We start from the raw sequence: 23,491 nt of genomic DNA, 5'->3' as shown, positions 1-23,491 counted from the left end.
CGACACCCCAAAACCTAGCCACCGCAACTCGCCCAAATCAGCAGGATACCGCTACAGTCACGGCTAAACCACGCCTCCGAATAACCATTTAGTAAAAATTTAATATTAATAGTGCGTTGTAAGCAGCCTACGAGATCGTAATTTATTCACTTACATTAGTCACTTACATTAGTCACTTACATTGGTTACTTTCAAAACTCGCCAATATCAATCCCAGCTTAAAATCACCTTACCGCATTGCCCACTTTCCATGATATCAAAGCCTTCTTGAAAGTCATCAATGTGCATGCGATGGGTAATGATTGGCGACAAATCAATACCGCTAATCAGCATTTGCTCCATCTGATACCAAGTTTCCCACATCTCACGCCCATAAATACCCTTTAGGGTTAACGCCTTGAAAATAATCTTGCTCCAATCCACCGTGGTGGTGTTAGGTAAAATGCCCAACAGAGAGATTTTGGAGCCGTTATACATGTTACTAATCATCGAATCAAAGGCCTGAGGCGAGCCTGACATCTCAAGCCCAATATCAAAGCCGTGCATTTTTAACTCAGCAATGGCACCTTCGATGGTTTCACCTTTGGCTGGGTTGACGGTCATAGTCGCGCCCATTTTTTTGGCAAGCTCCAAACGATAATCACTGATATCGCTCGCCACAATATTACGTGCCCCTGCGAAACGACAAATCGCCGTTGCCATTGAACCAATCAGCCCCGCACCCGTAATCAGCACATCCTCACCAAGTACAGGAAATGAAAGGGCAGTATGAGTGGCATTGCCAAAGGGGTCCATAATGGCTGCCATCTCATCGCTGATACGCTCATCGAGTGTTATGGCATTATCGGCAGGTATCACCAAATATTCGGCAAACGAGCCATCGCGGTTCACGCCAACGCCTATGGTATTTTCGCACACATGTAGCTTACCACGGCGGCAGTTGCGGCAATGCCCGCAAGCGATATGACCTTCGCCTGTGACTCGGTCACCCACTTCAAAATGCTGCACACCATCGCCTATTTCGCTAATGACACCGACGTATTCATGTCCAATAATCATCGGCGTCTTTATGGTTTTTTGTGACCACTCATCCCACTTATAAATGTGCAAATCTGTACCACAAATGGCGGTTTTTTTAATTTTTATTTTAACGTCATTGATGCCGACCGTAGGTTCTGGCATGTCTTGCATCCAGATGCCTTTTTTGTCATAGGCTTTAACCAGTGCTTTCATATTTTTCTCTTATTTAGCGGCGTTGCACTTTATTGTTGAATCCAGTAAGTAAATACCGAATTATTCTTAATTAATCACTTTCATTTGCTTGGCGACTTTGATAAAGGCGGCGATACACTGGTCTAGCTGCTCGCGAGTATGGGCGGCAGAGAGCTGGACACGAATGCGAGCCTCGTCTTTGGGTACGACAGGGTAGAAGAAACCAATCACATAAATGCCCTCGCAAAGTAGCGCATCTGCCATTTGTTGGGAGACAGTGGCATCATAAAGCATAACCGCACAAATCGCTGATTGGGTGGGCTTGATATCGAAGCCCGCATCTTGCATTTGCTTAACGAAATAGGCGGTATTTTCATGCAATTGGTCTTGTAGGGTATTGTCTTGCGCTAGCAGCTCAAACGCTTTTAACCCAGCAGCAGCTATCATGGGAGGAATGGAGTTTGAAAACAGATACGGGCGTGAGCGTTGACGCAATATCTCAATCATTTCTTTTTTACCCGTAGTAAAGCCGCCAATAGCACCGCCAAATGCCTTGCCTAAGGTACCAGTGATGAGCTCAATATCACCACGTAGATTAAACAATTCAGTCACGCCGCCACCAGTGCGACCGACGACGCCTGCTGAATGACACTCGTCAATCATGACCATGGCATCATATTTTTGTGCCAACGCATAAATCTCATCCATTGGCGCCACATTACCATCCATTGAAAACACGGCATCGGTGACAATTAAACGAAAACGCTGTGCTTGCGCCGCTTGTAATTGAGTCTCTAAATCTTGCATATCTGCACTGGCATAGCGGTAACGCGCGGCTTTACACAGGCGCACACCATCAATGATTGAGGCATGATTTAGCGAATCAGAAATAATGGCATCCTCAACGGTCAGCAGGGGCTCAAACGCACCGCCATTGGCATCGAAACAGGCCGCATAAAGAATCGTATCTTCGGTATTAAAAAACTTAGAAATCGCCGCCTCTAATTGCTTATGCAAATCTTGCGTACCACAAATAAAACGCACCGATGACATACCGTAACCTGAGTCTTCAATGGCTTGGATAGCCGCCTTTTTAATCTCAGGGTGGTCAGACAATCCAAGGTAATTATTGGCACAGAAGTTAAGCACCTCACGGCCATCGGCGATCTTGATTAGCGCATCTTGCGGGGAGGTGATAATGCGTTCGGTTTTATACAGTCCTGCCGCGCGTATATCGCTGATTTCTTGCTGTAGATGCTTCTGAAAAGCTTGATACATAAAGATTCCTTTTTTAATATTATTGGGGTCTGTTGGATAATATCTATAACCCCGTAAGCAGTAATTTTATCATTAGCCCATCGCAATAAGTAGCTTAAATAGCTGGTAAGTAACATCCATCCAACTTACGAGTTTTCAATACAACTAAAATCACTTAGCTCGACCTATACCGATAAAAGTCGCTAAGACGGTCATGGCAGCCACCATTAAAGACAAAAATCCACTCAATCCAAACGGTTCAGTCGGCGGTTTCACTAGTCTGTGTAGCACCTATGGTTGCCTCACAATTTCGATACCACATCCTGAGCGTACGTTATGCGCCTACAATCACAGCTGGAAATCAGAAGAATGGGACGAAGATAGCGCGTGGATGCGCATGTTCCGTAATGCGCGGGCTTGGGTTCGTTAAGATATAGAATAAGCTAATTTAGGGTATTGTTTTAGATATAAAAAAAGGTGGGCTTTGGCTCACCTTTTTTGGGTTTGAATTTTGGGTGTTTTTTTTAAAACAGGGGGAGCTAAACCTGCTTTCCGCTACTATCTTGGTCGTTCACTAGAGCGGTGACTATTAGCTAGTAGCGTTCCTGTTATCTCGATAACACTTCTAGCTAAGTCACCGCAATCTAGTGACCAACCAAGGATATCCGCTACAATCAGGGCTAAACCGCGCCTCGATGCAACCATTTCATGATAAATCAATCTGAGATTTAATTTTAATCGGTGCGCTAGGCGCACACTACGAACTTTTCAATAAAACCAGTCGCCATTACGAAGATTTTCTATATCTCTGTCACTTGCTTTACGCACCATGTTAGATATTGCACCGTTAGCTTGTCCATGGTCTAGCTTTGTAAGAAAGGCATTCACCTCAAATTCATCCGCGTGAAGTATCTTATCTAAGTAATATCGTTGTTCACTCTTGTCTAATGCAGTTTCTTTAAGCTGAAAAGGTCGATGTAGGGCAGCGTTGAGGAGTGTTGCTCTATACCTGTCGTTATCGATTACTTCAAAGTCTTGAGAATTTATATCTATGATCACGTTATATTCTGCGAATCCACTTTCAACAGAAATATTTAAAGTGTAAACTCCATTTTCTGCTTTCGCTAACATACGTAGATCGTGGAAAATTATTTTTCTGTTCATAATTATCCTTCCAAGCAACTTTAAAATTATAAGTTGTTATACTCATTACGAAGCTCATTCATTATCTACATTTGGAATTAACATCAATAGGTCTGTTTCCCCTATATCAATATCTATCTGAGAAAGTAACGTAGTTACTTGCCCGCGATGATGGGTTTGATGATTAAAAAGATGTTGTAGCAACATAGCAAATGACTTATTGAAGATATCATTATTAGTGTTTCGATAACTCAAGTTCTTAGAATAATCGCTTTCATCGGATTCCTCAATGAATCGAATGATTATTTGATCTAAAGCCTGCCTATTTCTACTGAAACCCTGTTTATCATCATATAAAATCTGAGTAAGCTTGGTAGGCAATGGGAAGTCTTTTAACGACTCTAAAGCTTTAAATCCTGTTGGATAACTAGGATGCTGGTTTAAACGATTGAGCCAAATTAAATCGCCAACTATTAGATGATTTAGCGTACCTAGTATAGAACCAAAAAATGCCTTTTTATTTTCCCATAAAATATTCTCAGAGGTAGTTGAAATATTGTCACATATTCTTTTGTTCATTAGCGCATTGTATGATGCCATGACTTCGAAGTTAGGTTTTATCATAGTATTTGTACCCTAGATTTTTTTCAAGTTTCAGGTTTTTCATATTGCGATAGTATTCCGAACTCTATGTCGCTAACACTCAAATCATTTTTTAACCTCTTTCTGAGCCTCAGCAATCAACTCATGAATCTTAGCACTTTCTTTTAGCACACAAGCATCATACGCAGAGAGAGGCTCAGATTCCTGTTCATTTTCCTGTTCTTGTTTGGCTTTTTCTTCTAAATACTTCTCAAGATCGTCTTGTTGTGAATTACTCATAGTTGATTCCTCTTAATATTTAGTTTTAGCTATCTTTCGCTATGCGATTGAGCATGGCTGCTAACCTTGCGTTGTTGTCTTCAATATACTTATTACCACTCTCTATTATCTCAGCAGTTGATTGTACGGTTTTGGGATAGTTGATAAGCCCACTCTGTATAGCATCATGTCCATTCGCTACCATCTTGACGATACTTTCTTCGGTCACTTCAAAATGACACTGCCAGCCCATAATCCAAGTGCCAAGCTCTTTATGTAGCGGCGTTTGATAAATGAAACCTTGGTTGGCCCACGCTTCCGAAGTGGCGATAGCGGTTGCGCCTTGTGGACAGTCAAAACCATCTCCGTGCCAATGAAATACGGTAAAAGGGTGCTTTGGCAAATCTTGTAATAAAGGATGTGACTGACCTTCTTGCGTCAACTGAATTGGCAGCCAACCAATCTCTTTTACCCTAGCTGGCTGAACGGTAACACCCAAACAATGCGCGATAAGCTGGGCACCCAAACAAACGCCGATAACCGTTTTTCCATTATCAATACTTTGCTTAATCAAACGCTTTTCATCGATTAACCAAGGATGTCTTTCTTCATCATGGACACTCATTGGCCCACCCATCACTATTAACCAGTCAAAACTGTTTGGCTTTGGCAATAAATCATCATTGTAAGACCGAGTGTAACTCATTATATAATTGTGGTTGTTTATCCACCGCTTGACGAAACTAAGGTCTTCATAATCCGTATGAAATAAGGCGTGGATGCGTAGCGTCATGGGATACCTTTTAATAGAAATAACTTAGAGTAGAAACAACTTATGATTAGAAAGGGCTTATTAATAGCCTAGGGTGGTTTAGGTCTTGTCTGCATTCTCTACTAGAGTTTGGTAAAACTAACAAACCTTACGCCAATCAATAAAAGTTATCGGTACCAGCATACTTCTTATTTAATGCCTTTAAAACAGCATAGGTTTCTAAATCCATGGTCGCGGTTAAATGCTGCGGGCTAAAATGCAGTTGAAAGGCATAAATGACATCATGGCTCTTCTTATCCCATACGTCTGTATCATTGATTCGATAACCATACTCTCTAAATTCTTGTTTTATCTCCTGAACGCTTGCTGCTGCAAACTCGTCCTGATTCATAAACAATTGCTTATCCTGCTCGTCATACCATGCACCAATACCGTACTGCTCATACAGCCTTTGCCAAGGAAACTTAGCACCCGGGTCGATTTTGCGCGAGGGCGCCATATCGGAATGACCAATAATATTCTTTGGTGAGATGTCATATCTCAATGCCAAATCTTGTACCAGTTGGGCGACTTTCTTAATCTGTATCTCTTCAAATTCTACATAGTGCTCGTAAGGATGGTAGTCTTGGACGCCTCGTTTAAGTGCCTTCCTATACTCTGGTTTAATCCCATCATTGACAATCTCTATGCCGATAGACGTATCGTTTAAGATGGTTCTCCCCGCAAACCCGCCATCACCCGCATGCCAAGCGCGTTCACTTTCAGACACTAGATTATAAATTTTATCGTCGTCATTATTCAAAATAAGATAATGTGCGCTCACATTACCAGTGGTCAATTGCTTTAATGACCGCTCATTATCGCCGACGGTATAGTGCAAGATGATAAATTTAATCCGCTCACTTTTGCCAGTCGCTTGATAAGTGTTACTATCAATAATGTAACGTGGCTCTGTGGTTGATACGCAGCCAATCAGTGGCAATGTCATACATAAGGCTAGCGCTAAAGAGGTAATGTTTTTTGCCATGAAATGCTCTGTGTTGAAGGAATAGTAATATAAAATACGCTATAGTTTCTTATATTAAATTTGATAGCTATAAAATTATTTTTCTAATTTAGTGAACCGGAGTCAATTATGTCTATAAGTATAGAGAACTTAGATTGCTGGGATGTAACTTGGTTTGCTTCTGATAAGGAAGGTAAATTAGGTGTATTCTTTAGCAATGGTACGACCTCGGTTTTGGTCAATAATATTCTAAAAGAGCAAAATTATGAGAATTGTTATGAATATTTTAACCATCTAGAAGATAATGGCAGCATTGCTAATTTTTGTATAGAAAATCAAGATATATCTGCTAATAATACTAATTTTGAAGAATTTATCTTCTATGCGAAAAAAGGACTACATGTATATGATACTGATGATTTAACTCAGCCAAGTTATATCTTAATAGCTAAGCCTTCTATCCCGTTACTAATCAGTGATATTGATAATCAAATAAGTAAAATTATTGAAAACTACGAAGGTGTATTTTCAGATATACTTAGAATTGAACCAGTTAAGATATAGAGTATTAGAGAATTAATTTTTAGCGTTTTATACTTAACTCTTCCGAATCTTCTTCTTAAGCACTACCTTCCAACTGTCCTCTAAGCACTCAATCGCCAACCAAGGCTCTATAATATCAGCAGTAAATTGCTCTTTTGAATTAGAAAGTTGCCATAACTTTTTAAGGTTTGCGAATGGATAGGGGCGCTCTATCAAATATACCGGTAAATCAGCTGCAATCATGCCATCACGAACCACTTCAAAATACCAGCCCGCGATACCTTGCGAGGTAATCCATGACGCTATGTTAGGCACTTTGGTAAATTGTCCGATTTGGTCATTGATTTTGTAGCAAGGTCGCCGTGGTTGCACGAGTCGTAACTGCACACTGGTATCTTGAGCATTGTCAGTGACTTGTTCATTACTAGATGGCTCATCGCCATATTGCCCACCATATTGCCCACCATATTGAAAGACATCGCCAATACATACCGTGCTTTCATTCATATCAGGTAAACCATTAACGGGCTCGGTAATGAGGTTTTCTCCTAAGGTACCGATACGGACATTGAGGTTAAACTCTGCGTTAATCAGTCCGTAAGTAGCCGTAGGCATCTGATGCACCGCTTTTAGTGGGCCGCCATGATGTCGGCGATCGGCTTGTTCATCAGTGGTTAACCCCATAAAATTGACGGCAACGGGCGCCTTGATTGGTGCTTTATCAATCGCGCTCATTTGTTCACGAGTAAACGGCATCGCTTTGCCTGCACGAACACCAATTAAGGTCGCGATATGCACAGGTAAGTCTTGATTGAAGTCAGTGTTAACTTTTTGGGTGAGTGGTTTGATCGTTTCTGCGCTCATGGGGTGTCCTATAGAGGGTAGCCTTTAAGAGAAGCTTTGAAAAATAGCTTTGAAGCATAGCTTTGATAGGTAAATACTGTTTGGCGGCTGACATTATAGTAGCGTAATCGCTCGTTTGTTTATAGCTCTAAAATACCCAAAATTTGAACGAAAAAAAGGCCAGAGGATTAATCTGGCCTTTTTGGTCTGACACCACAGTTTCAATAGAGCGTCACTTTAATAAGTCGTGTTACTTATTTTTATTACGGCGACCGGCTGTTTTCTTTTCACGTGGTACTGCGACCAGCTCAGCCAGCTGTTCAGGAGATGACCATAGACCTTCTAAGTCATAAAACTCGCGCGCTTGCGGGGTCATCATATGGACGACGACAGCACCCAAGTCAATCAAAGTCCAGTCAGAATCAGCACCACCTTCGCGGCCAAGTGGCATAAAGTCAGCTTCTTTGGCTTCAGCACCCACACTATCAGCCATTGCACGTACATGGCGTTTAGAGGTACCGTCAGCGATAACGATACGCTCCATTACGTCGGTTAGTTTTTCAACATTAAGGACAGTGATGTTCTTGGCTTTCATATCTTCTAGGGCAGTTTTGACTAGTGCTAAGCATTCTTCTAAGCGTTCGTCAGTCATGGTAGTAATCATAAATATTAGTCTCTTGAATCGTCATTAACGATAATTAAAATAAAGGGTTAAATGGTCATTTTTTAACGATTAGCGAGCCACATATAGTCAGGCTATCTGTAAAATGACAACAATAAGGCAATTTTAACGGAATTGAGCAGCAGAATATAGCTGATGGGCGATAATATATTGATAAACCGTAGGATTTAGTAAATGAGCGAGGTTATCGGGCTTATTATTAGCAATAAAGTCATTTGTTGGTAGTTGTTTAAATAGTTGCTCATGTAATTGTTGGCGTATGTCGGTACTCGATACTGCCATGACTGGCCGTGAGTCTATATAAATGCGTCCTCTAGCATTACCTTTCAAGAGTGGACCGTTTTTCAAGAATTTGCTCCTTTCCAAACAGTCACTCAATAGCTGCGTTAAGTCTATCGGGTTTTTGGCGGTTTGTGCTTGTAGTTGAGGCGGTAGTTCAACATATAAATTAGCAAGATTTTGGGTAGACAGATTTTGCTTGTTATCGTTCTGATCAACTGAGAGGGCTTGTGGAGAGATGTCAGGTTTATTGATATGATCATTAGTAAGGTTCTCATCACGGTCAAATATCCATAGGTGTACATAATCTGTTAATTGTAGACCGTCTTTCCACTTTTCCAAGCTACGTGCGCTGTCCATTCCCATAATAAATATCAGACAGTCGTTAGGGTAGCGTTGCCGTAGCGTGTGCACACTATCAATGGTATATACCGGCGGCTTTTGCCATAGCTCAAGCTCATTTATCTGTAGTGGTGTGTCTTGCGTGGCTAACTCTAACATTGCTAGCCGGTGTGCAGGATCAATACTTTGTTGCTTAAAAGGAGAGCGGGCGTTAGGTAGTAATGACACGTATAACGCGCGCTGTTGCTGCTTGGCGATAGGAAGTAAGCACTGATAAACGTGCATTGCTATCTGCATATGACCGTTATGTACTGGATCAAACGAGCCACCCAAATAGGCACGAATAGCAGATCTAGGGGCGTTTCTAACAGAGTTAAGGTCTGCATCGGAAGGAGTAACTGACATAGGCAAATTGGCTGAATAGAGTGGCTGGCTGGTTAGATATTTATCCAAAGCTGGATCTGGCCCTATTGTAGAGTGCCTACGCGTACTTGTCATCAGTTGATATAGTCAATGAAAAGTAATATCGATACATAACGTACTGCTGGCATAAGTTTTTCTTGCTTGCTGTGCCTACGCAGACAGAGGCTGCAAAAAGCTTATACCAGCAGTACCGAAGCGTTTTTAAGGTATTTTAACTATACCAATCCTAATATCAATATAAAAAAGTAAGCCTACATTATCAGATTCGTTAATCCTACTTATTATAATCTTTGCACCCGTTCAGTTTGCTCAGTGGTCTTTAATTTTCACTAATGTAATGATGTTTTTGGAGGTAAGAATATCCATTAAAAAGCCGACCCTCATAATCGTATGATGGTCGGCTAGATAACTTAGTAATTAGGCATATAGCTTATAAACGTTAAGCCAAAAACTTAGCAGGCCATCTACTAAATAGCGTCGCTATGAGCTTGGATTGCAGTCAGCGCGATGGTATAAATAATATCATCGACCAGTGCGCCACGTGATAAATCGTTCACCGGTTTATTCAAACCTTGCAGCATAGGGCCAACACTAATGACGTTGGCGCTGCGTTGAACCGCCTTATAAGTGGTGTTACCGGTGTTTAGATCAGGGAAGATAAACACGTTGGCTTGACCGGCAACGGGCGAGTCGGGCGCTTTTTGTTTGCCAACGCTCATGACTGAGGCCGCGTCATATTGTAAAGGACCGTCAACGGCCAGCGTTGGCTCACGTTCGCGAACGATTTGCGTGGCACGGGTGACTTTTTCGACATCAGCACCAGTTCCTGATGAGCCCGTTGAATAGCTAATCATGGCAACTTTGGGCACAATACCAAAGGCGGCAGCAGATTGCGCCGATTGAATGGCAATCTCAGCTAGCTCTTCAGCGGTAGGATCAGGGTTAATAGCGCAGTCACCATAGACCACGACTTGCTCAGGCAATAGCATAAAGAAGATAGAGGACACCAAGGAGTATTGCGGTGCGGTCTTAATCAACTGAAAGGCTGGGAGTACCGTACTCGCTGTGGTATGGATAGCCCCAGAGACCAAACCATCAACTTCGTCCATCTGTAGCATCATCGTGCCCAAAAAGACCGTATCTTTAAGTTTTTCAGCGGCGACAATATCAGTGGTTTTGCCTTTACGGCGTTCAACTACCGCAGCGATATATTTGCTCATATCGAGGGTGTCAGGATCTAGAATCTCAAGCCCTTCTGGCAAGATTAAATCACGGTTTTTGGCAACTTGCTCAACGTCGGCACGTTTAGCCAGCAATACACAGTTAGCAATACCACGACTTTGGCAAATACAAGCCGCTTCTACTGTACGTGGCTCAGCACCTTCTGGTAATACGATGCGTTTATTAGCGTTTTGAGCTTTTTTGACCACTTGATGACGGAATGCTGACGGTGATAAGCGTGGCTTATGATCGGCGCTGAAATACGATTTGATCCAGCCGAGATCTAAGTGAGCGGCCACATAACGGGTCACTTCTTGCGCGCGCTCAATATCATCGCTCGGGATTTCAGCGCTCATGTGCATGAGACTTTGTACGGTTTCAAAACTATCAGTCTCAACGCTCATCACTGGGATGCCGGTTTTGAGTGCTGACTGCCACAATTCTGCTACGGTAGCATTAGGGGCCACACCGCCGGTTAATACCAGGCCAGCAAGTGGAATACCGTTAATACAGGCCAGCGCTGCGGCTAGTAATAAATCATCGCGGTCACCAGGCACCACGATAAGCGTGCCACGTTTGAACACTTCGTCTATGCGGGCGATCGAACGAGCCGTCAAGCTAATATGATTGATACGGCGCGACTTTGCTTCACCAACGTTGAGCCAGGTGGCGTCAAGCTCAGTAGCGATATCCCAAGTACGCGGCACCGATAGCGACTCGCTAAATGGCACCACCCCAATTAGGCGAAACTGTTCGGTATTAAAGTAGGGCGACAGACGTTGGACTTCTTGTATAAAGCCTTGGTCTAAACTAACCACTGCCTCACCAGGAGCAACCGGCTGGTTTTCAAAGGTATTGGGCACATCATGGACGCGCATCAAGACGCAGCCTAAAGTGCGTTCATTGACCATACCGCCGAATTCACGAGCGTGCACATCTAGCTTGTCTGCTAAATGAGCTGGGTTTTTGGTATCGACTGTGCTGACAAAGATAATCTTGGCATCTAAAGCATGAGCAATAGCGCGGTTGATTTGCGAGGCATAAGACGCTTCAGTGGTGGGCACTAAACCTTCACAGATCACAATATCATGATCATCGCCGATGGTATGGTAGTTAATAACCACTTCTTCCATCAAGTCATCAAGGTTGCCATCGCCAATCATGCGTTCAACACGCTGACGGTTGATAGATTTAGGCGGTGTGAGGCCAAACGCTTGCATGATTAGTGCGCTTGAGCTGTCTAAGCTATTCTGTTTATCGAGCGTATCATCTTGCAAAAATGGCTTCATAAAGCCGGCTTTGATGCCGTTATAATCGAATGCCCGAATCAGACCGAGCGCTGCTGAGGTCACACCGATACCACGGCTGATGGGAACAAGTAAAATGGTTTGCATAGCGTATCCTATGATTTGTTATATGGTAGTCGAACAGCGCTTAGTTTAGACCCAGTGCTTGACGGGTTTCTTGAGCAATGCGGCACTCTTCATCCGTTGGAATAACCCATAGCTCAATGCTACTGTCTTGATTGTGGAAGCTGCCCTCGCTACCGCCGACCAGGGATGCATTCTTATCTTTATCAAACCTGATCCCGAAGTGGCGCATAACGTCTAAGATACGGACGCGGGTGGTCGCTGAGTTTTCGCCAATACCGCCAGTGAAAACAATACCGGTAAATTCAGGTAATGCACAGCTCAGGCTAGCCAGATACTTACCAACACGGTAAGAGAACATCTCAATAGCAAGTAGCGCATCTTTATGCCCTTCATTCGCCGCTTGCTCAACCGTACGCAAGTCATTTGACAAGCCTGAAATACCGAGCAGGCCACTTTCGCTATTAAGCATCTTGTCAATCTCTTCTAGACTCATACCAAGCTGACGCTTTAGATGGATATGTAAGCTAGGATCGACATCACCACTACGGGTACCCATCATTAGGCCTTCGAGCGGCGTGAGACCCATACTGGTGTCTAAGCTTTTACCATCATAAACAGCCGCTGCTGAACAACCATTACCTAAATGAGCGGTTAACCAACCATGTGGGCCTTTAGCTTCTGTAATCAGGCTAGCACGCTCTGAAACATAAGCATGTGAGGTACCATGAAAGCCGTAACGGCGGATTTTTTCTTCTTCATATAACACTTTTGGAATAGCATAACGGTAGGCTACTGGCGGCATAGTTTGGTGAAAGGCCGTATCAAATACCACCACCTGTGGAATATCAGGATAGATGGCTTGTACGGCTTCAATACCAAGAGCATTGGCAGGATTATGCAGAGGGGCTAGAATTTTTAGACGTTTGACTTCTTCTAACACGTGCTGATCAACGCGGACGGCTTCTGAGTATTCACGGCCGCCATGAACCACGCGGTGACCAACAGCGACGAAATGATACTGCTCAAGTAGGGCAAGGATTTTTTGTAACGCCAACTCATGACGACCACCGGGAATAGCAATTTCAAGTTTTTCGCCGTTTAGGGCCGTGTGTTTAATACGAGCGGTATCGAGGCCTAAGTTTTCAGCAAGTCCAACGATACGGGTTGACTCATCTTCGCTAATCAGCGCGTACTTGATGGAAGAAGAACCGCAATTAAGGACCAAGGTAGGGTTGGTCAATGTTGACTGGTCAATGTTCTGATCGTTATAAGAGGGATTGGTGGCGCCGTCGCTCATGCTCTATCCTTAGATTATGTTGATAAGTAGTGAATCATAGCGGATTGATATCCGTCGAACAAATAAAACCAGTAAACCTGCCATGACAATGGTGTAAGCAATATCCAATCTAACAGTTTACTGACTAGTGCTCATTTATCGCCTTTGTAGGAGCATGCTAGCTCTCGATTGTAGCGACAAGTTCTGAGTATAATGTAACATAGTTACGCATTTACACCACAACAACTATAAGGTTTAGCATGAGTAGGCGTCAAGAGCTTGCAACAACTGTTCACTGATATAGCTGGGAGCCATTAGACATTATAAAGGCACGACAGCCAGTAATGAAATTGTAAGAAAGTTTGTCGAAACGCTTTTAAACCAACTTTTGTTTAATTGCAATACAGTCTAGTGGTATTGAATGGCTCATAATTAATATAAAAAGCCCGATATAAGCCAACACACATTTTTTATTACACTTAAGTAGCCCTTATAGACAGCAAAATGATCAACCAAACAAACGCAAGGTGTGCACAGCTTTACCGAATAATGCTATGATTAAATCAATTATAATGTGGTCAAAACTTAAGTCACAAACTGTTTATTATTCATCATTCTTTTATCCTGTTCACACGGTTGCAAGGTTACCTACCCTATGTTCAATATATGCCGCGCTGCAAATTCTGCGGATAAGAATAGCTTATCTGTTACCATTAGTCGTCAAGCTATTCATGCCTTAATTATTGGTAGTACCGTTATGTTCGGGGTAACTGGCTGTGGGCAAAAAGGTGCCCTATACTTAGCTGATACTAGCAGTCAAACGGTCGCCATGAGTTCAGACAACACAAACTCAGAGGTATTGGATAGTACTAGCAACCCGCAAGATGCCGCCTTTGCTGGTATCGACGATGACGACTATCAAAAATCACGTTATCTAGAGCAAAAGCAGGTGTTGCCAGACGCTAGTGATGATCCTAACGACTATTAAGTTGCATGACTGCTTATTCTTACAGTTATTGATTTGCATGATGATTGATTTGTATGGCTATTGCTTTGCATGATTACTGATTTTTATGATTATTGATTTGCATGATTATTAATAATTATGACGCTTACCCTTTTGAATGTGTTGAATGTGTTGAATGTGTTGAATGTGTTGAATGTGTTGAGTGTGTTGAGTGTGTTGAGTGTGTTGAGTGGTGGCGGGGAGATTTTAAGCTGTCCCTTGAACGACTGTATAGCAGGCAAGTTTAATCCGACAACAACGCTTGAATGCTTGTTGTGGGTTTTTATTCTTTAACCTTGATAACCTGATTAAATTAGAGAGAGATATGAGTAATTCTGAGCTGCAAGCTTGCGTGACCGTCAAAACTGAGAACGGGCTGTATATCGACCCCAAAGCCTTAACCGCCCATTTGTCAGCGCTACACTATAGCGATGATGGGTTATGCATGGAACAAGTTAGTATTACCGAATTGGTAAAGCGTTACGATACGCCGTGTTACGTCTATTCAAAGCAGGCGATATTGGATGTTTATCAAGCCTATAGTGACAGCTTTGCCACTGTTGATCATCAGATTTGCTATGCGGTCAAGGCCAATTCCAATCTAGCGGTGTTGGGTGTGCTAGCGCAAGCGGGTGCGGGATTTGATATTGTCTCTCGTGGTGAGCTGATGCGTGTACTCGCGGCCGGTGGCGATGTCTCTCGCGTGGTGTTTTCAGGCGTGGGCAAAACCTTTGGCGATATCGAATATGCGCTAACTCAAGGTATTGGCTGCTTTAATGTTGAATCAATCAGTGAGTTGGCGTTGATTAATGAAGTGGCAGCGCAGTTGGATAAAATCGCACCCATATCGTTGCGGGTTAATCCAGACGTCGATGCCAAGACCCATCCCTATATCTCGACAGGTCTTAAAGATAATAAGTTCGGTATCGCTCACGAAGATGCAGTCGCGGTCTATGAGCAAGCGGCCGGTTTGTCACATATTAATATCGTTGGTATCGATTGCCATATTGGCTCGCAGTTAACGGAGGTCGAACCGTTTATTGCGGCTTTAGATAAGGTTGTTGAGCTGATTCATAAATTAGGTAATAAGGGCATTACCCTGCAACATGTCGACTTGGGTGGGGGCTTGGGTGTGCGTTATATTGATGAGACCCCAGTGTCTATTGCTGAATTTGCTGCTGCATTATTACCAAAGCTTAGTGAACTGGGGTTAAAAGTGTTTTTTGAGCCAGGTCGCAGTATCGTTGCCAATGCTGGCGTGTTACTGACTCGTGTTGATGTGCTAAAACCTACCGAGCATAAGAACTTTGCCATTGTTGATGCAGCGATGAATGACTTGATTCGTCCTGCTCTTTATCAAGCTGAAATGGCAGTAATTCCTAACATATTGCCGAATAAAGGTATTGAAACTGACGGTACACAGCCATGGGACATCGTTGGCGCTGTCTGTGAGACCGGCGACTTTTTGGCAAAAGATCGCTTATTATCTTTGTCGACAGGCGATATCTTGGCGATAACCGGTGCTGGCGCTTATGGTTTTGCTATGAGTAGCAACTATAATTCGCGTCCACGTGCCAGCGAGGTGATGGTTGCTGATGATCGTCATCAACTGATCGGAAAACGTGAAACAGTTGAAGCGCTATATGCGAATGAAAGTCTGTGGCAAGAGTAATCTCAACTTTAAGTGATAAACGAGTCAATCTAATGTGGCCAGACTCGTAACCTTCCATTGATGACTGCTTTAATAACCATATAAAAATGGCCCATTGTTGTGATGACGATGGGTTTTTTATGCCAGGAATTTTAGCAAAAATAAGTCGATAGTTGAGCACGGTGATAAATATCATTGTGCCAGACAGCGTGCTAATATAACGAATACATAAAAATAGGATAGGACACAAGGATATGCTAATAGAATTTACCAAAATGCATGGTCTGGGCAATGATTTTATGGTCATTGATTTGGTGACCCAGCGCTTAGACTTGACCAAGGATTTGGTGCAATTATTAGGCGATCGTCATTTGGGGATTGGTTTTGATCAATTGCTAGTGGTTGAACCCCCCATGCGGCCTGATGTGGATTTTAGTTATCGCATCTTTAATGCCGATGGTACAGAAATTGAGCAATGTGGTAATGGTGCGCGCTGTTTTGCCCGCTTTGTGCAAGCCCGTAAATTGTCATTCAAGCAGCGGCTACGGGTTGAAACCGCCAGCGGTATTATTTCCCTAACCACCGATCGTTACGGTTGGGTAGAAGTTGATATGGGCAAACCTAAGTTTGAACCCAATGAGATTCCGTTCACGCCCAAAGCCATTACCAAAATTCAAAATGCCTATCATCTTGATGTGGCAGGCACCCCGGTTCGGCTGTATGTGGCTAATATGGGCAACCCACATGCGGTGATCAAGGTTGATGACGTACTAGACGCGGAGGTCGAAAAATTAGGCAAGGCTATCGAGTCGCATCCGGCATTTCCTAATCGAGTTAACGTTGGTTTTATGCAAATAATGAATCAGCGGCATATCCGTCTACGAGTTTATGAGCGCGGCGTTGGTGAGACCCAAGCGTGTGGCACCGGTGCTTGTGCGGCAGTAGCGATCGGTATACGACAAGGTTGGCTCGATGAGGGCGAGGATGTGCGTGCCCAGCTGTATGGCGGCAGCATGGTTGTTCGCTGGCAGCCTGGTTACTCGGTGATGATGACTGGTCCGACTGCTTTTGTCTATGAAGGGGTCTTTAGTCCAGATGGTCTGATGGCGCAAGTTGGCATGAAGCTTAATCCTGACAGCTAACAAGTGGCAACTTTGAATGTGTTGTTAATTGACTGTGATACTGCTAGGTGAATGGTATGTCTATTTCTAACGAAAAACTGCGAGCGACCCCGAAAAGGTCATGGATATCAGCAGAATTAGCAGCAACAATAGAGTCAGATCAGACTCTACGAGAGCTATTGTCACCGGTACACCGCTGGCTTAATACTTTGGCCGTACGTAATCATTCGGCACATACCTTAACGGCTTATTTTTCTGGAGTGAATCAGCTCGCGTTATTTTTGCGTGGTAAGCGGCTGACATGGACACGCTGTGATAAACGTCAATTGGCCCAGCATATTAGTCAGCGCCTCGATGAAGACAAGCTCGCGCTGGCCAGTGTGCAGCAAGAGCTGTCAGCTATCCGGCATTTTTATGGTTGGCTGATTGAAGAGCAGCTGGCACGTATCAATCCAACGACTGGCTATCAGCTGAAACGCAGCCCCCGACCGTTACCCTCGATTGCTGACATTGACTTGTTGACCCAGCTTCTGGATCAGGCGATTCCCGATACGCCAGAACAAGCGCGATTGTGGTTGCGTGATAAGGCGATGTTTGAACTGCTTTATAGCAGCGGTCTGCGTGTTGGCGAGTTGGTAGCGCTGGATATGGCAGATGTAGATTTATCCGACTTACGGGTACGCGTCACCGGCAAGGGCAATAAAACGCGTTTAGTACCGTTAGGATCTAAGGCGGCTGCCGCGATCATTCACTATTTACCACATCGTAATCTGTGGGTTGAGCAGCAGGACAGCGCAGTATTCATCAGTGAAAAACTAGGGACTCGGCTATCAACGCGTGCGGTTCAGCAACGCCTAAAAATCGCTGCAACGCGCGCTGGTATTGCTCAAAATATGTATCCACATTTGCTACGCCACTGTTTTGCCTCGCACATGCTGTCAGGTAGCGGGGATCTGCGTGCAGTACAAGAAATGCTGGGACATAGTGATATCAGCACCACGCAAATATATACTCATGTCGATTTTGCGAAGCTGACCCAAGTTTATGACCGCGCCCATCCTCGAGCGACCCATGCGCAAAAAGAACCAGACTCATAGCAAAATCTTAGTCATTACATTCAATATCGCTAAGCTATAAAAGTGCTTTGTCAGCGTTGCATTTTAAACAAATGATATAAATACTGCTAAACATAAAAGCGGCACAAGGACATTGAGTACAGAATATATATCTAATGTGCTAATTGAGAGTGACCGTGTAGCGCGAATATAGTGGCTTGCTTGATGTTATCTTATGCTAACCGATGACATTGGAATATGGGTAGCTTTTGCCGTGCTTGTTCTTGTGCGGGTTTATCTAAAGTGGCCAGTACCAGTGCGTAGTCCTTAGCGCTACCTTGATCTGTATTTTGGCGGTTAAGTTCGCTGTCATCATAACTAGTCATGATTTTGCTGTCATAAGCCGTAATTGCCGAATGCCCCCATGTTTGGCGAATATTGCCATCCTTATAAATATGGTCACCGCCTTGAGCGGCCCCAATAACCATACATTGACTGTCTAAGGCGCGCGCCTGTAGCAATAGCGACCAGTGCGCTTGACCAGTCAGGTAAGTGAAGGCAGAAGGAGCGCTGAGAATATCAGCACCCGCTTGGCGCAGACGCTGTGCTAGTGCTGGGAAGCGCAAATCAAAACAAACCATCATACCTAAATTATAAACCGACTCATTAGCTTTTAGCGCTGCGACCACAGTTTGCGTACCGGGCTCAAACGTTGCTGCTTCATTATAGCTGCCTTGCTTATCGGCGACGGTGGCGGTAAATAAATGAATTTTGTCATAGCGCGCTACTTGCTTGCCGTCAGGGGCAAACAGCTGGCTGACTTGACGCAATCGACCATCAGGCACTGTGACGCCATCAGGGCGATACAGACAGGGTAGCGTGCCGGCAATTAGGTAGACACCCTGTTGACGGGCATAATCTGCTAGCGTCGCAGATAGCGCTTCAAAACGCTCGGCAGTCGCAAACTGCTGTCCCATGCTACAGCAGTTTTCAGGCAACACCACAAGCGTAGCACCTTGGCTGGCGGCGTCCTTAATGGCAGCTTGGATATTGACGAGATTGGCTTCAATATCTTGCTGACTGTTCAGCTGTACGGCAGCTATGGTCAGCGCATTTTTATTTTTATTCTGACTGTTATTTTGAGCACCGTTTATTTTAGTGCTATTTATTTTAGTGCTACTCATTTCAGTGTTATTCATAGTTTTTCTCGGTTATATTTATGAGCGTTGCTTTGGTTATATTTATTGATGTTTTTATGTGCTTTGCTGACTGTAGAGGGGGTTTGTTAGTCGCTAAAAACTGAACTGACTCTTAATGACCACTCAGCTGATTGCTACTAACAAAAGATAAGAAAGCTTAATTATCAGGTAAGAGATAAATTATCATAGCAAAAATATGACAAAAAATGCTATCGTCATGACCTGATGCATCTAAGCTCTCCGTCAAATTTGGGTAAACTGCAGATGCCAAGACTGCCTTAGCCAAATTTATTAATCAAAGCTGTCAGCAGATTTATCATCACAATAATAATAATTCTGGAGTGCAATAACCTACCTATGAGTATGTCATTTGGATTGGCGGCCACGCTAAGTACTTCGCAAAAGCTCACGCCGCAAATGCAGCAGGCCATCAAACTGCTGCAGCTCTCTAGTCTTGAGCTTGCGCAAGAGGTTCAGGCCAAGCTGGATAGTAATCCGCTGCTTGAACGAGTCGAGGATGACGAAGATGCTTATGAAGACAGTAGTGATGCAGTAGGAGACCCGCTAAGCGAATCCTTGACACTTGAGATGTGGAATAATAATACGACAATGGAGTCATCTACTGCCTCAACTAATGATGACGAGCGTCCTAATACTACTGAATATGACGATAACTCTTCTAACGATACGTTTAGTGATTATGATGACAGCTTTAATGATTATGACGATAGCTTGCAGCAAGCAAGTATTGATGGTGATGTTATAGACCACAGCGCTACTGATGATTATGTTCATGACAGCGACTATCAAGGTATTAATGACAGCATTAATGACAGTAACGACTATAGCCGCTTTGATACGAGTAACTTTAGTAATAGCAGCGCTTCTACCGCTGTTGCACCTTCAGACTACGATGAGCTTGATAGTTATCAGGGCGCTACCTGCGCTACTATTCAAGATCATGTGCGCTGGCAGCTCAATTTTAAACGTCTCTCAGAGACGGATATGCTGATAGCAGACTACCTGATGGACTCTATGGATGATATGGGGTTTGTTCGGCTTGATATTGATGAGCTACTACAAAGCTTTGCTACTATGGCAAGCTTTTATCAGTGGCAAGCCTCGGTTGAACACGACGAGATAGAGGCAGTACTGCGAGTCATTCAGTCTTGTGATCCGCTAGGCGTCGGTGCACGCAATCTTAACGAGTGTCTGGCCATTCAGTTATCGAAGCTGGATCCTGATATCGAGCATCTGAGTGCTGCGCGGGCGTTATTATCCGCAAGTGAGCATCTGGTTAGCAACAATATTAAGGCTTTGATTGAGCTAACCGGACTGTTACCTGAGCATATTACCCCAGCACTGAGTCTATTGCGCACCTTAAATCCCGCACCGGGATTGTCTTTTCAGAGCAGTCAGCCTGACTATACGCTACCGCCTGCCAGCTACGATATCCCCGATGTATTGGTAACGCCCATGCGTCGCAACCACCTTAATAACAATACCGCTGATAACAATGCTATGGGTAACAGTGCTATAGATAACAGTGCTGTGGACAATATGGTGCTAGAGGACGGCTGGCACGTTCGCCTTAATCCTGAAACTTTACCGAAATTACGCGTTAATCAAGAGTATGCTAGTTTGGTCAAGCGTGGTGATGACAGTCCAGACAATCAATATTTACGTGAAAACCTCACTGACGCGCGGCTATTCATTCGTAGTATTGAAGAGCGTAATCAGAACTTACTCAAGGTTGCTAGCAGTATCGTGCACCGACAGCAGAAATTTTTGCAGTATGGTGCTACCGCCATGCAACCCCTTATTTTAAAAGACATCGCAGAGGAGGTTGACTTGCACGAGTCTACGATTTCACGTCTTACCACCAGTAAAACTATTTTAACCCCACAAGGTTTGTTTTCGCTGAAACATTTCTTCTCATCACACGTCAGTGGTAATGATGGCGACGTTTCCTCAACTGCTATTAGCGCTATGATTAAACAGCTTATAGCCGATGAAAATCCTAAAAAACCACTATCTGACAGTCGTATACAAGCGCAGTTATTAGCAGATGGTATTGATATCGCAAGGCGCACAGTTGCCAAATATCGCGAAGCTATGAATATTGGCTCATCCACCCAGCGTAAACAAAAATACTAACCCACAAAAAATATAGTTTGTCGTCAACAATCAGACCCATTTCAAGCGGGTTCGTTAGTATGTCATGTATCGATATTACTTTTCATTGACTATAGCTGACTGATATAAAAACATTAATAAAGGCCTATGACGAAAATCAATGAGTAACTTTAAGCGTTTTGGTGTCATCAATACGATCAATGTTTATCAAATTGTTATGAAGGTTAGCGAGCTGTATTACTTAATACTTACTCTATTATTATCGATAGGGTCAAGGTCACTCAAATGTATCGTAAAGGTAAATAAACATAAAAAAGAAAAGTTTTCGATTATATAGAAAGATAAAGTAAACAACAGTTTTTATTACATATAATTACAATATACCATCTTGCTACTATTTAGATTTCATGACAAATTAGAGGCATATCAATAACAAAAACCAAGCAGCTTATTTACCCTAGTAAGGAACAGCGATAAAAAAGGACACGCTACCATTACTTGATAAGCTGACGATAGTTATTGATAAGGCAAGGTGGAAGAGGCGGGAATGCTGACTCACCTGTTGGTTATTAGCTATAAATACAAGGACAACAATATGAATGTTTCTATCAGTGGTCACCATATCAGCATTACCGATGCCATGAATACCGCGGTTCGTGAAAAACTAACCAAAGTAGAGCGTCACTTTGATCAGATACAGAGTATTCAAGTCATACTATCGCTAGACAATAGCGGCGCAAGTGATGGCGGTCAAAAGAGCCATAAAGCCGAAGCCATCGTGCGAGTCTCGGGTCAAGAAATGTTCGTACAAGCTCTTGATGATGATATGTATAAAGCTATTAATGAAATGGCGGACAAACTCGATAGACAAGTACGAAAATATAAAACTCGACAAGAGCGCAAAAAAGTTCAAGGTGCTGGTCGTGATGGGCGTTATACCGACAACGACGTTGCTGACGTTGCGCCAGTTATCTAAGCTTGGTACTGTCCTAAGCTAGGTAGAGACAACAAGAAGCCATTAAAGAAGCTACCTTAAATTTAAATAGATTTAAATAGAAAGTCATTAGAAAATAGGGAGTCGTTAAAAAGTTAAGTCATTAAAAAATAGAAAACTATTAAAGACAAGTAATATTTAATCATTTGGCCGATTTGTTAACGTGCATTTAGTAGCAATAGTAACTGTCGATAATTATAAAAATAAAGTCACAGTTGTTATGGCGATAAACCATCTTAACAAGTCAGTTAATTGGATTAGGTTTATTTAACGTGAGCTTTTTACCCTTAGAAACGTAACCCTTACACTTAATCCTTACTAAGAAAAAAGACCTCAGACGTGCAATACGTTTGAGGTCTTTTTTTACGAGGTGTTATAAACTAAAAAGCAGTCATACCTTACCAACTAGCCACCACCCACTGCTTGTACTACCTCGATGTTCATACCTTCAATAATTCGTAGTTGACTCAGCTCGCTCTTAGGAATAAGTTCACCGTCAACTTCAACCGCATAGCGACCTTTACTAAGCCCAAGCTCGTTAACCACTAACTGCACGGTTTGATGCGTTGTCTGTAAGGTTCTGCCATTAACGCTAATAGTACTCATAATGCTTGCTTCCTAATTGTTTAAAGTGCTCTTCATTGAGTGCTTTGAACCTATTACCTATTTCAGTATTTAATTTATAGAATATTCAGCCCACAGAATTACCCAAGCGGAATGTCGTTACCGCTAGCCACACCCAGCCTGCAATCATTGTAACACCACCAATAGGCGTAATAGCACCAAACCAGCGCGGCGCACCGAGCGTCATCGCGTATAAGCTACCAGCGAAGATAATGACCCCAATTTGTAGCAGCCAGGCAGTCGTTTGGGTAGCATAGTTTAATCGAATCAGTAAGCCGACAAGCAATAACCCAAGCGCGTGCACGAATAGATAAAGCGTTGCGGTATGCCACCATTCGAGCTGCTGGGTATTAACCATATTCTTTAGACCATGGGCTCCAAATGCGCCTAGAGCCACGGCAATGGCCATATTAATCGCCGCAATACCTATCCAATTTACCATCGTCAAACTCTTAATATTTAATGGATTTAT

At 43.2% G+C, this 23,491-nt stretch carries 23 protein-coding genes; 8 read left to right on the top strand and 15 right to left on the bottom strand.

The window, feature by feature from the left end:
- Positions 1-207: 207 nt before the first annotated feature.
- Both tdh and kbl read right to left on the bottom strand, forming a co-directional pair.
- Entirely contained in the window at positions 208-1,233 is a 1,026-nt protein-coding gene (tdh, locus tag H4W00_RS01275) for an L-threonine 3-dehydrogenase (protein ID WP_209955677.1), read from the bottom strand.
- A gap of 66 nt (positions 1,234-1,299) precedes the next feature.
- Positions 1,300-2,490, bottom strand: coding sequence for a glycine C-acetyltransferase (kbl, locus tag H4W00_RS01270; protein ID WP_209955675.1), 1,191 nt, complete (start codon positions 2,488-2,490; stop codon positions 1,300-1,302).
- Positions 2,491-2,656: 166 nt separating this feature from the next.
- Between kbl and H4W00_RS01265 the strand changes: the two genes are divergently transcribed.
- A complete protein-coding gene (locus tag H4W00_RS01265) occupies positions 2,657-2,899 on the top strand; it encodes a phosphoribosylformylglycinamidine synthase subunit PurQ (RefSeq protein WP_442966451.1) in 243 nt (80 codons plus the stop codon).
- Positions 2,900-3,237: 338 nt separating this feature from the next.
- On the opposite strand, the gene H4W00_RS01260 is transcribed toward H4W00_RS01265, so the two are convergent.
- From H4W00_RS01260 to H4W00_RS01240, 5 genes are all read right to left on the bottom strand, one after another.
- Positions 3,238-3,633 carry a hypothetical protein gene (locus tag H4W00_RS01260; protein ID WP_209955671.1) on the bottom strand — a complete coding sequence of 132 codons (396 nt, stop codon included), beginning with the start codon at positions 3,631-3,633 and terminating at the stop codon, positions 3,238-3,240.
- Positions 3,634-3,687: 54 nt separating this feature from the next.
- The gene (locus H4W00_RS01255; RefSeq protein WP_209955669.1) at positions 3,688-4,236 is read right to left on the bottom strand and encodes a DinB family protein; all 549 of its coding nucleotides are present in this window, start codon (positions 4,234-4,236) and stop codon (positions 3,688-3,690) included.
- 84 nt (positions 4,237-4,320) lie between these two features.
- Positions 4,321-4,494 carry a hypothetical protein gene (locus tag H4W00_RS01250; protein WP_209955667.1) on the bottom strand — a complete coding sequence of 58 codons (174 nt, stop codon included), beginning with the start codon at positions 4,492-4,494 and terminating at the stop codon, positions 4,321-4,323.
- Between the two features lie 25 nt (positions 4,495-4,519).
- Positions 4,520-5,146 (bottom strand): type 1 glutamine amidotransferase, encoded by a 627-nt coding sequence (locus tag H4W00_RS01245; protein ID WP_334684837.1) that lies wholly within the window; start codon positions 5,144-5,146, stop codon positions 4,520-4,522.
- 256 nt (positions 5,147-5,402) lie between these two features.
- Positions 5,403-6,272 (bottom strand): N-acetylmuramoyl-L-alanine amidase, encoded by an 870-nt coding sequence (locus H4W00_RS01240; RefSeq protein ID WP_209955662.1) that lies wholly within the window; start codon positions 6,270-6,272, stop codon positions 5,403-5,405.
- A 108-nt stretch (positions 6,273-6,380) separates the two neighbouring features.
- On the opposite strand from H4W00_RS01240, the gene H4W00_RS01235 reads away from it, so the two are divergent.
- Entirely contained in the window at positions 6,381-6,815 is a 435-nt protein-coding gene (locus H4W00_RS01235) for a hypothetical protein (RefSeq protein WP_209955660.1), read from the top strand.
- Between the two features lie 33 nt (positions 6,816-6,848).
- Here H4W00_RS01235 and H4W00_RS01230 read toward each other — a convergent pair whose 3' ends face one another.
- The 5 genes from H4W00_RS01230 to H4W00_RS01210 form a co-directional block, all read right to left on the bottom strand.
- Entirely contained in the window at positions 6,849-7,658 is an 810-nt protein-coding gene (locus tag H4W00_RS01230; RefSeq protein ID WP_209955658.1) for an MOSC domain-containing protein, read from the bottom strand.
- A 229-nt stretch (positions 7,659-7,887) separates the two neighbouring features.
- On the bottom strand, positions 7,888-8,301 hold the full coding sequence (gene rsfS, locus H4W00_RS01225; RefSeq protein WP_209955656.1) for a ribosome silencing factor: 414 nt from the start codon (positions 8,299-8,301) through the stop codon (positions 7,888-7,890).
- Positions 8,302-8,424: 123 nt separating this feature from the next.
- Positions 8,425-9,345 (bottom strand): nicotinate-nicotinamide nucleotide adenylyltransferase, encoded by a 921-nt coding sequence (locus H4W00_RS01220; protein ID WP_209955654.1) that lies wholly within the window; start codon positions 9,343-9,345, stop codon positions 8,425-8,427.
- 485 nt (positions 9,346-9,830) lie between these two features.
- Positions 9,831-11,978 (bottom strand): phosphate acetyltransferase, encoded by a 2,148-nt coding sequence (gene pta / locus H4W00_RS01215; RefSeq protein WP_209955652.1) that lies wholly within the window; start codon positions 11,976-11,978, stop codon positions 9,831-9,833.
- 40 nt (positions 11,979-12,018) lie between these two features.
- The gene (locus tag H4W00_RS01210; protein ID WP_209955650.1) at positions 12,019-13,254 is read right to left on the bottom strand and encodes an acetate/propionate family kinase; all 1,236 of its coding nucleotides are present in this window, start codon (positions 13,252-13,254) and stop codon (positions 12,019-12,021) included.
- A 634-nt stretch (positions 13,255-13,888) separates the two neighbouring features.
- Between H4W00_RS01210 and H4W00_RS01205 the strand changes: the two genes are divergently transcribed.
- From H4W00_RS01205 to H4W00_RS01190, 4 genes are all read left to right on the top strand, one after another.
- Positions 13,889-14,221, top strand: coding sequence for an LptM family lipoprotein (locus H4W00_RS01205; RefSeq protein ID WP_209955648.1), 333 nt, complete (start codon positions 13,889-13,891; stop codon positions 14,219-14,221).
- Positions 14,222-14,564: 343 nt separating this feature from the next.
- A complete protein-coding gene (lysA, locus tag H4W00_RS01200) occupies positions 14,565-15,911 on the top strand; it encodes a diaminopimelate decarboxylase (protein ID WP_209955645.1) in 1,347 nt (448 codons plus the stop codon).
- Between the two features lie 233 nt (positions 15,912-16,144).
- Positions 16,145-17,032: a diaminopimelate epimerase gene (gene dapF / locus H4W00_RS01195; RefSeq protein ID WP_209955644.1), complete on the top strand. Its 888-nt coding sequence runs from the start codon at positions 16,145-16,147 to the stop codon at positions 17,030-17,032.
- A gap of 56 nt (positions 17,033-17,088) precedes the next feature.
- A complete protein-coding gene (locus tag H4W00_RS01190; RefSeq protein ID WP_209955642.1) occupies positions 17,089-18,108 on the top strand; it encodes a tyrosine recombinase XerC in 1,020 nt (339 codons plus the stop codon).
- Between the two features lie 191 nt (positions 18,109-18,299).
- On the opposite strand, the gene H4W00_RS01185 is transcribed toward H4W00_RS01190, so the two are convergent.
- Positions 18,300-19,175, bottom strand: coding sequence for a nitrilase-related carbon-nitrogen hydrolase (locus tag H4W00_RS01185; RefSeq protein ID WP_334684983.1), 876 nt, complete (start codon positions 19,173-19,175; stop codon positions 18,300-18,302).
- 447 nt (positions 19,176-19,622) lie between these two features.
- Here H4W00_RS01185 and H4W00_RS01180 point away from each other — a divergent pair, with 447 nt between their 5' ends.
- On the top strand, positions 19,623-21,422 hold the full coding sequence (locus H4W00_RS01180; protein ID WP_209955640.1) for an RNA polymerase factor sigma-54: 1,800 nt from the start codon (positions 19,623-19,625) through the stop codon (positions 21,420-21,422).
- 574 nt (positions 21,423-21,996) lie between these two features.
- Positions 21,997-22,377: a ribosome hibernation-promoting factor, HPF/YfiA family gene (hpf, locus tag H4W00_RS01175; RefSeq protein ID WP_209955638.1), complete on the top strand. Its 381-nt coding sequence runs from the start codon at positions 21,997-21,999 to the stop codon at positions 22,375-22,377.
- 423 nt (positions 22,378-22,800) lie between these two features.
- On the opposite strand, the gene thiS is transcribed toward hpf, so the two are convergent.
- A complete protein-coding gene (gene thiS, locus H4W00_RS01170; RefSeq protein WP_209955637.1) occupies positions 22,801-23,001 on the bottom strand; it encodes a sulfur carrier protein ThiS in 201 nt (66 codons plus the stop codon).
- A gap of 85 nt (positions 23,002-23,086) precedes the next feature.
- Entirely contained in the window at positions 23,087-23,461 is a 375-nt protein-coding gene (locus tag H4W00_RS01165; RefSeq protein ID WP_209955635.1) for a DUF423 domain-containing protein, read from the bottom strand.
- Positions 23,462-23,491 lie beyond the last annotated feature (30 nt).

The organism is Psychrobacter sp. PL19, assembly GCF_017875835.1.
Taxonomy (GTDB): domain Bacteria; phylum Pseudomonadota; class Gammaproteobacteria; order Pseudomonadales; family Moraxellaceae; genus Psychrobacter.
Note: the sequence above shows the minus strand (reverse complement) of the source record. Positions and strands in the feature narration are given on the sequence as shown.

Excerpts from the sequence above, each read along its gene's own strand:
- tdh (WP_209955677.1), bottom strand. The coding sequence starts at position 1,233 with ATGAAAGCACTGGTTAAAGCCTATGACAAAAAAGGCATCTGGATGCAA.
- kbl (WP_209955675.1), bottom strand. The coding sequence starts at position 2,490 with ATGTATCAAGCTTTTCAGAAGCATCTACAGCAAGAAATCAGCGATATA.
- H4W00_RS01260 (WP_209955671.1), bottom strand. The coding sequence starts at position 3,633 with ATGAACAGAAAAATAATTTTCCACGATCTACGTATGTTAGCGAAAGCA.
- H4W00_RS01255 (WP_209955669.1), bottom strand. The coding sequence starts at position 4,236 with ATGATAAAACCTAACTTCGAAGTCATGGCATCATACAATGCGCTAATG.
- H4W00_RS01250 (WP_209955667.1), bottom strand. The coding sequence starts at position 4,494 with ATGAGTAATTCACAACAAGACGATCTTGAGAAGTATTTAGAAGAAAAA.
- H4W00_RS01240 (WP_209955662.1), bottom strand. The coding sequence starts at position 6,272 with ATGGCAAAAAACATTACCTCTTTAGCGCTAGCCTTATGTATGACATTG.
- H4W00_RS01235 (WP_209955660.1), top strand. The coding sequence starts at position 6,381 with ATGTCTATAAGTATAGAGAACTTAGATTGCTGGGATGTAACTTGGTTT.
- H4W00_RS01230 (WP_209955658.1), bottom strand. The coding sequence starts at position 7,658 with ATGAGCGCAGAAACGATCAAACCACTCACCCAAAAAGTTAACACTGAC.
- rsfS (WP_209955656.1), bottom strand. The coding sequence starts at position 8,301 with ATGATTACTACCATGACTGACGAACGCTTAGAAGAATGCTTAGCACTA.
- H4W00_RS01220 (WP_209955654.1), bottom strand. The coding sequence starts at position 9,345 with ATGTCAGTTACTCCTTCCGATGCAGACCTTAACTCTGTTAGAAACGCC.
- pta (WP_209955652.1), bottom strand. The coding sequence starts at position 11,978 with ATGCAAACCATTTTACTTGTTCCCATCAGCCGTGGTATCGGTGTGACC.
- H4W00_RS01210 (WP_209955650.1), bottom strand. The coding sequence starts at position 13,254 with ATGAGCGACGGCGCCACCAATCCCTCTTATAACGATCAGAACATTGAC.
- H4W00_RS01205 (WP_209955648.1), top strand. The coding sequence starts at position 13,889 with ATGTTCAATATATGCCGCGCTGCAAATTCTGCGGATAAGAATAGCTTA.
- lysA (WP_209955645.1), top strand. The coding sequence starts at position 14,565 with ATGAGTAATTCTGAGCTGCAAGCTTGCGTGACCGTCAAAACTGAGAAC.
- dapF (WP_209955644.1), top strand. The coding sequence starts at position 16,145 with ATGCTAATAGAATTTACCAAAATGCATGGTCTGGGCAATGATTTTATG.
- H4W00_RS01190 (WP_209955642.1), top strand. The coding sequence starts at position 17,089 with ATGTCTATTTCTAACGAAAAACTGCGAGCGACCCCGAAAAGGTCATGG.
- H4W00_RS01180 (WP_209955640.1), top strand. The coding sequence starts at position 19,623 with ATGAGTATGTCATTTGGATTGGCGGCCACGCTAAGTACTTCGCAAAAG.
- hpf (WP_209955638.1), top strand. The coding sequence starts at position 21,997 with ATGAATGTTTCTATCAGTGGTCACCATATCAGCATTACCGATGCCATG.
- thiS (WP_209955637.1), bottom strand. The coding sequence starts at position 23,001 with ATGAGTACTATTAGCGTTAATGGCAGAACCTTACAGACAACGCATCAA.
- H4W00_RS01165 (WP_209955635.1), bottom strand. The coding sequence starts at position 23,461 with ATGGTAAATTGGATAGGTATTGCGGCGATTAATATGGCCATTGCCGTG.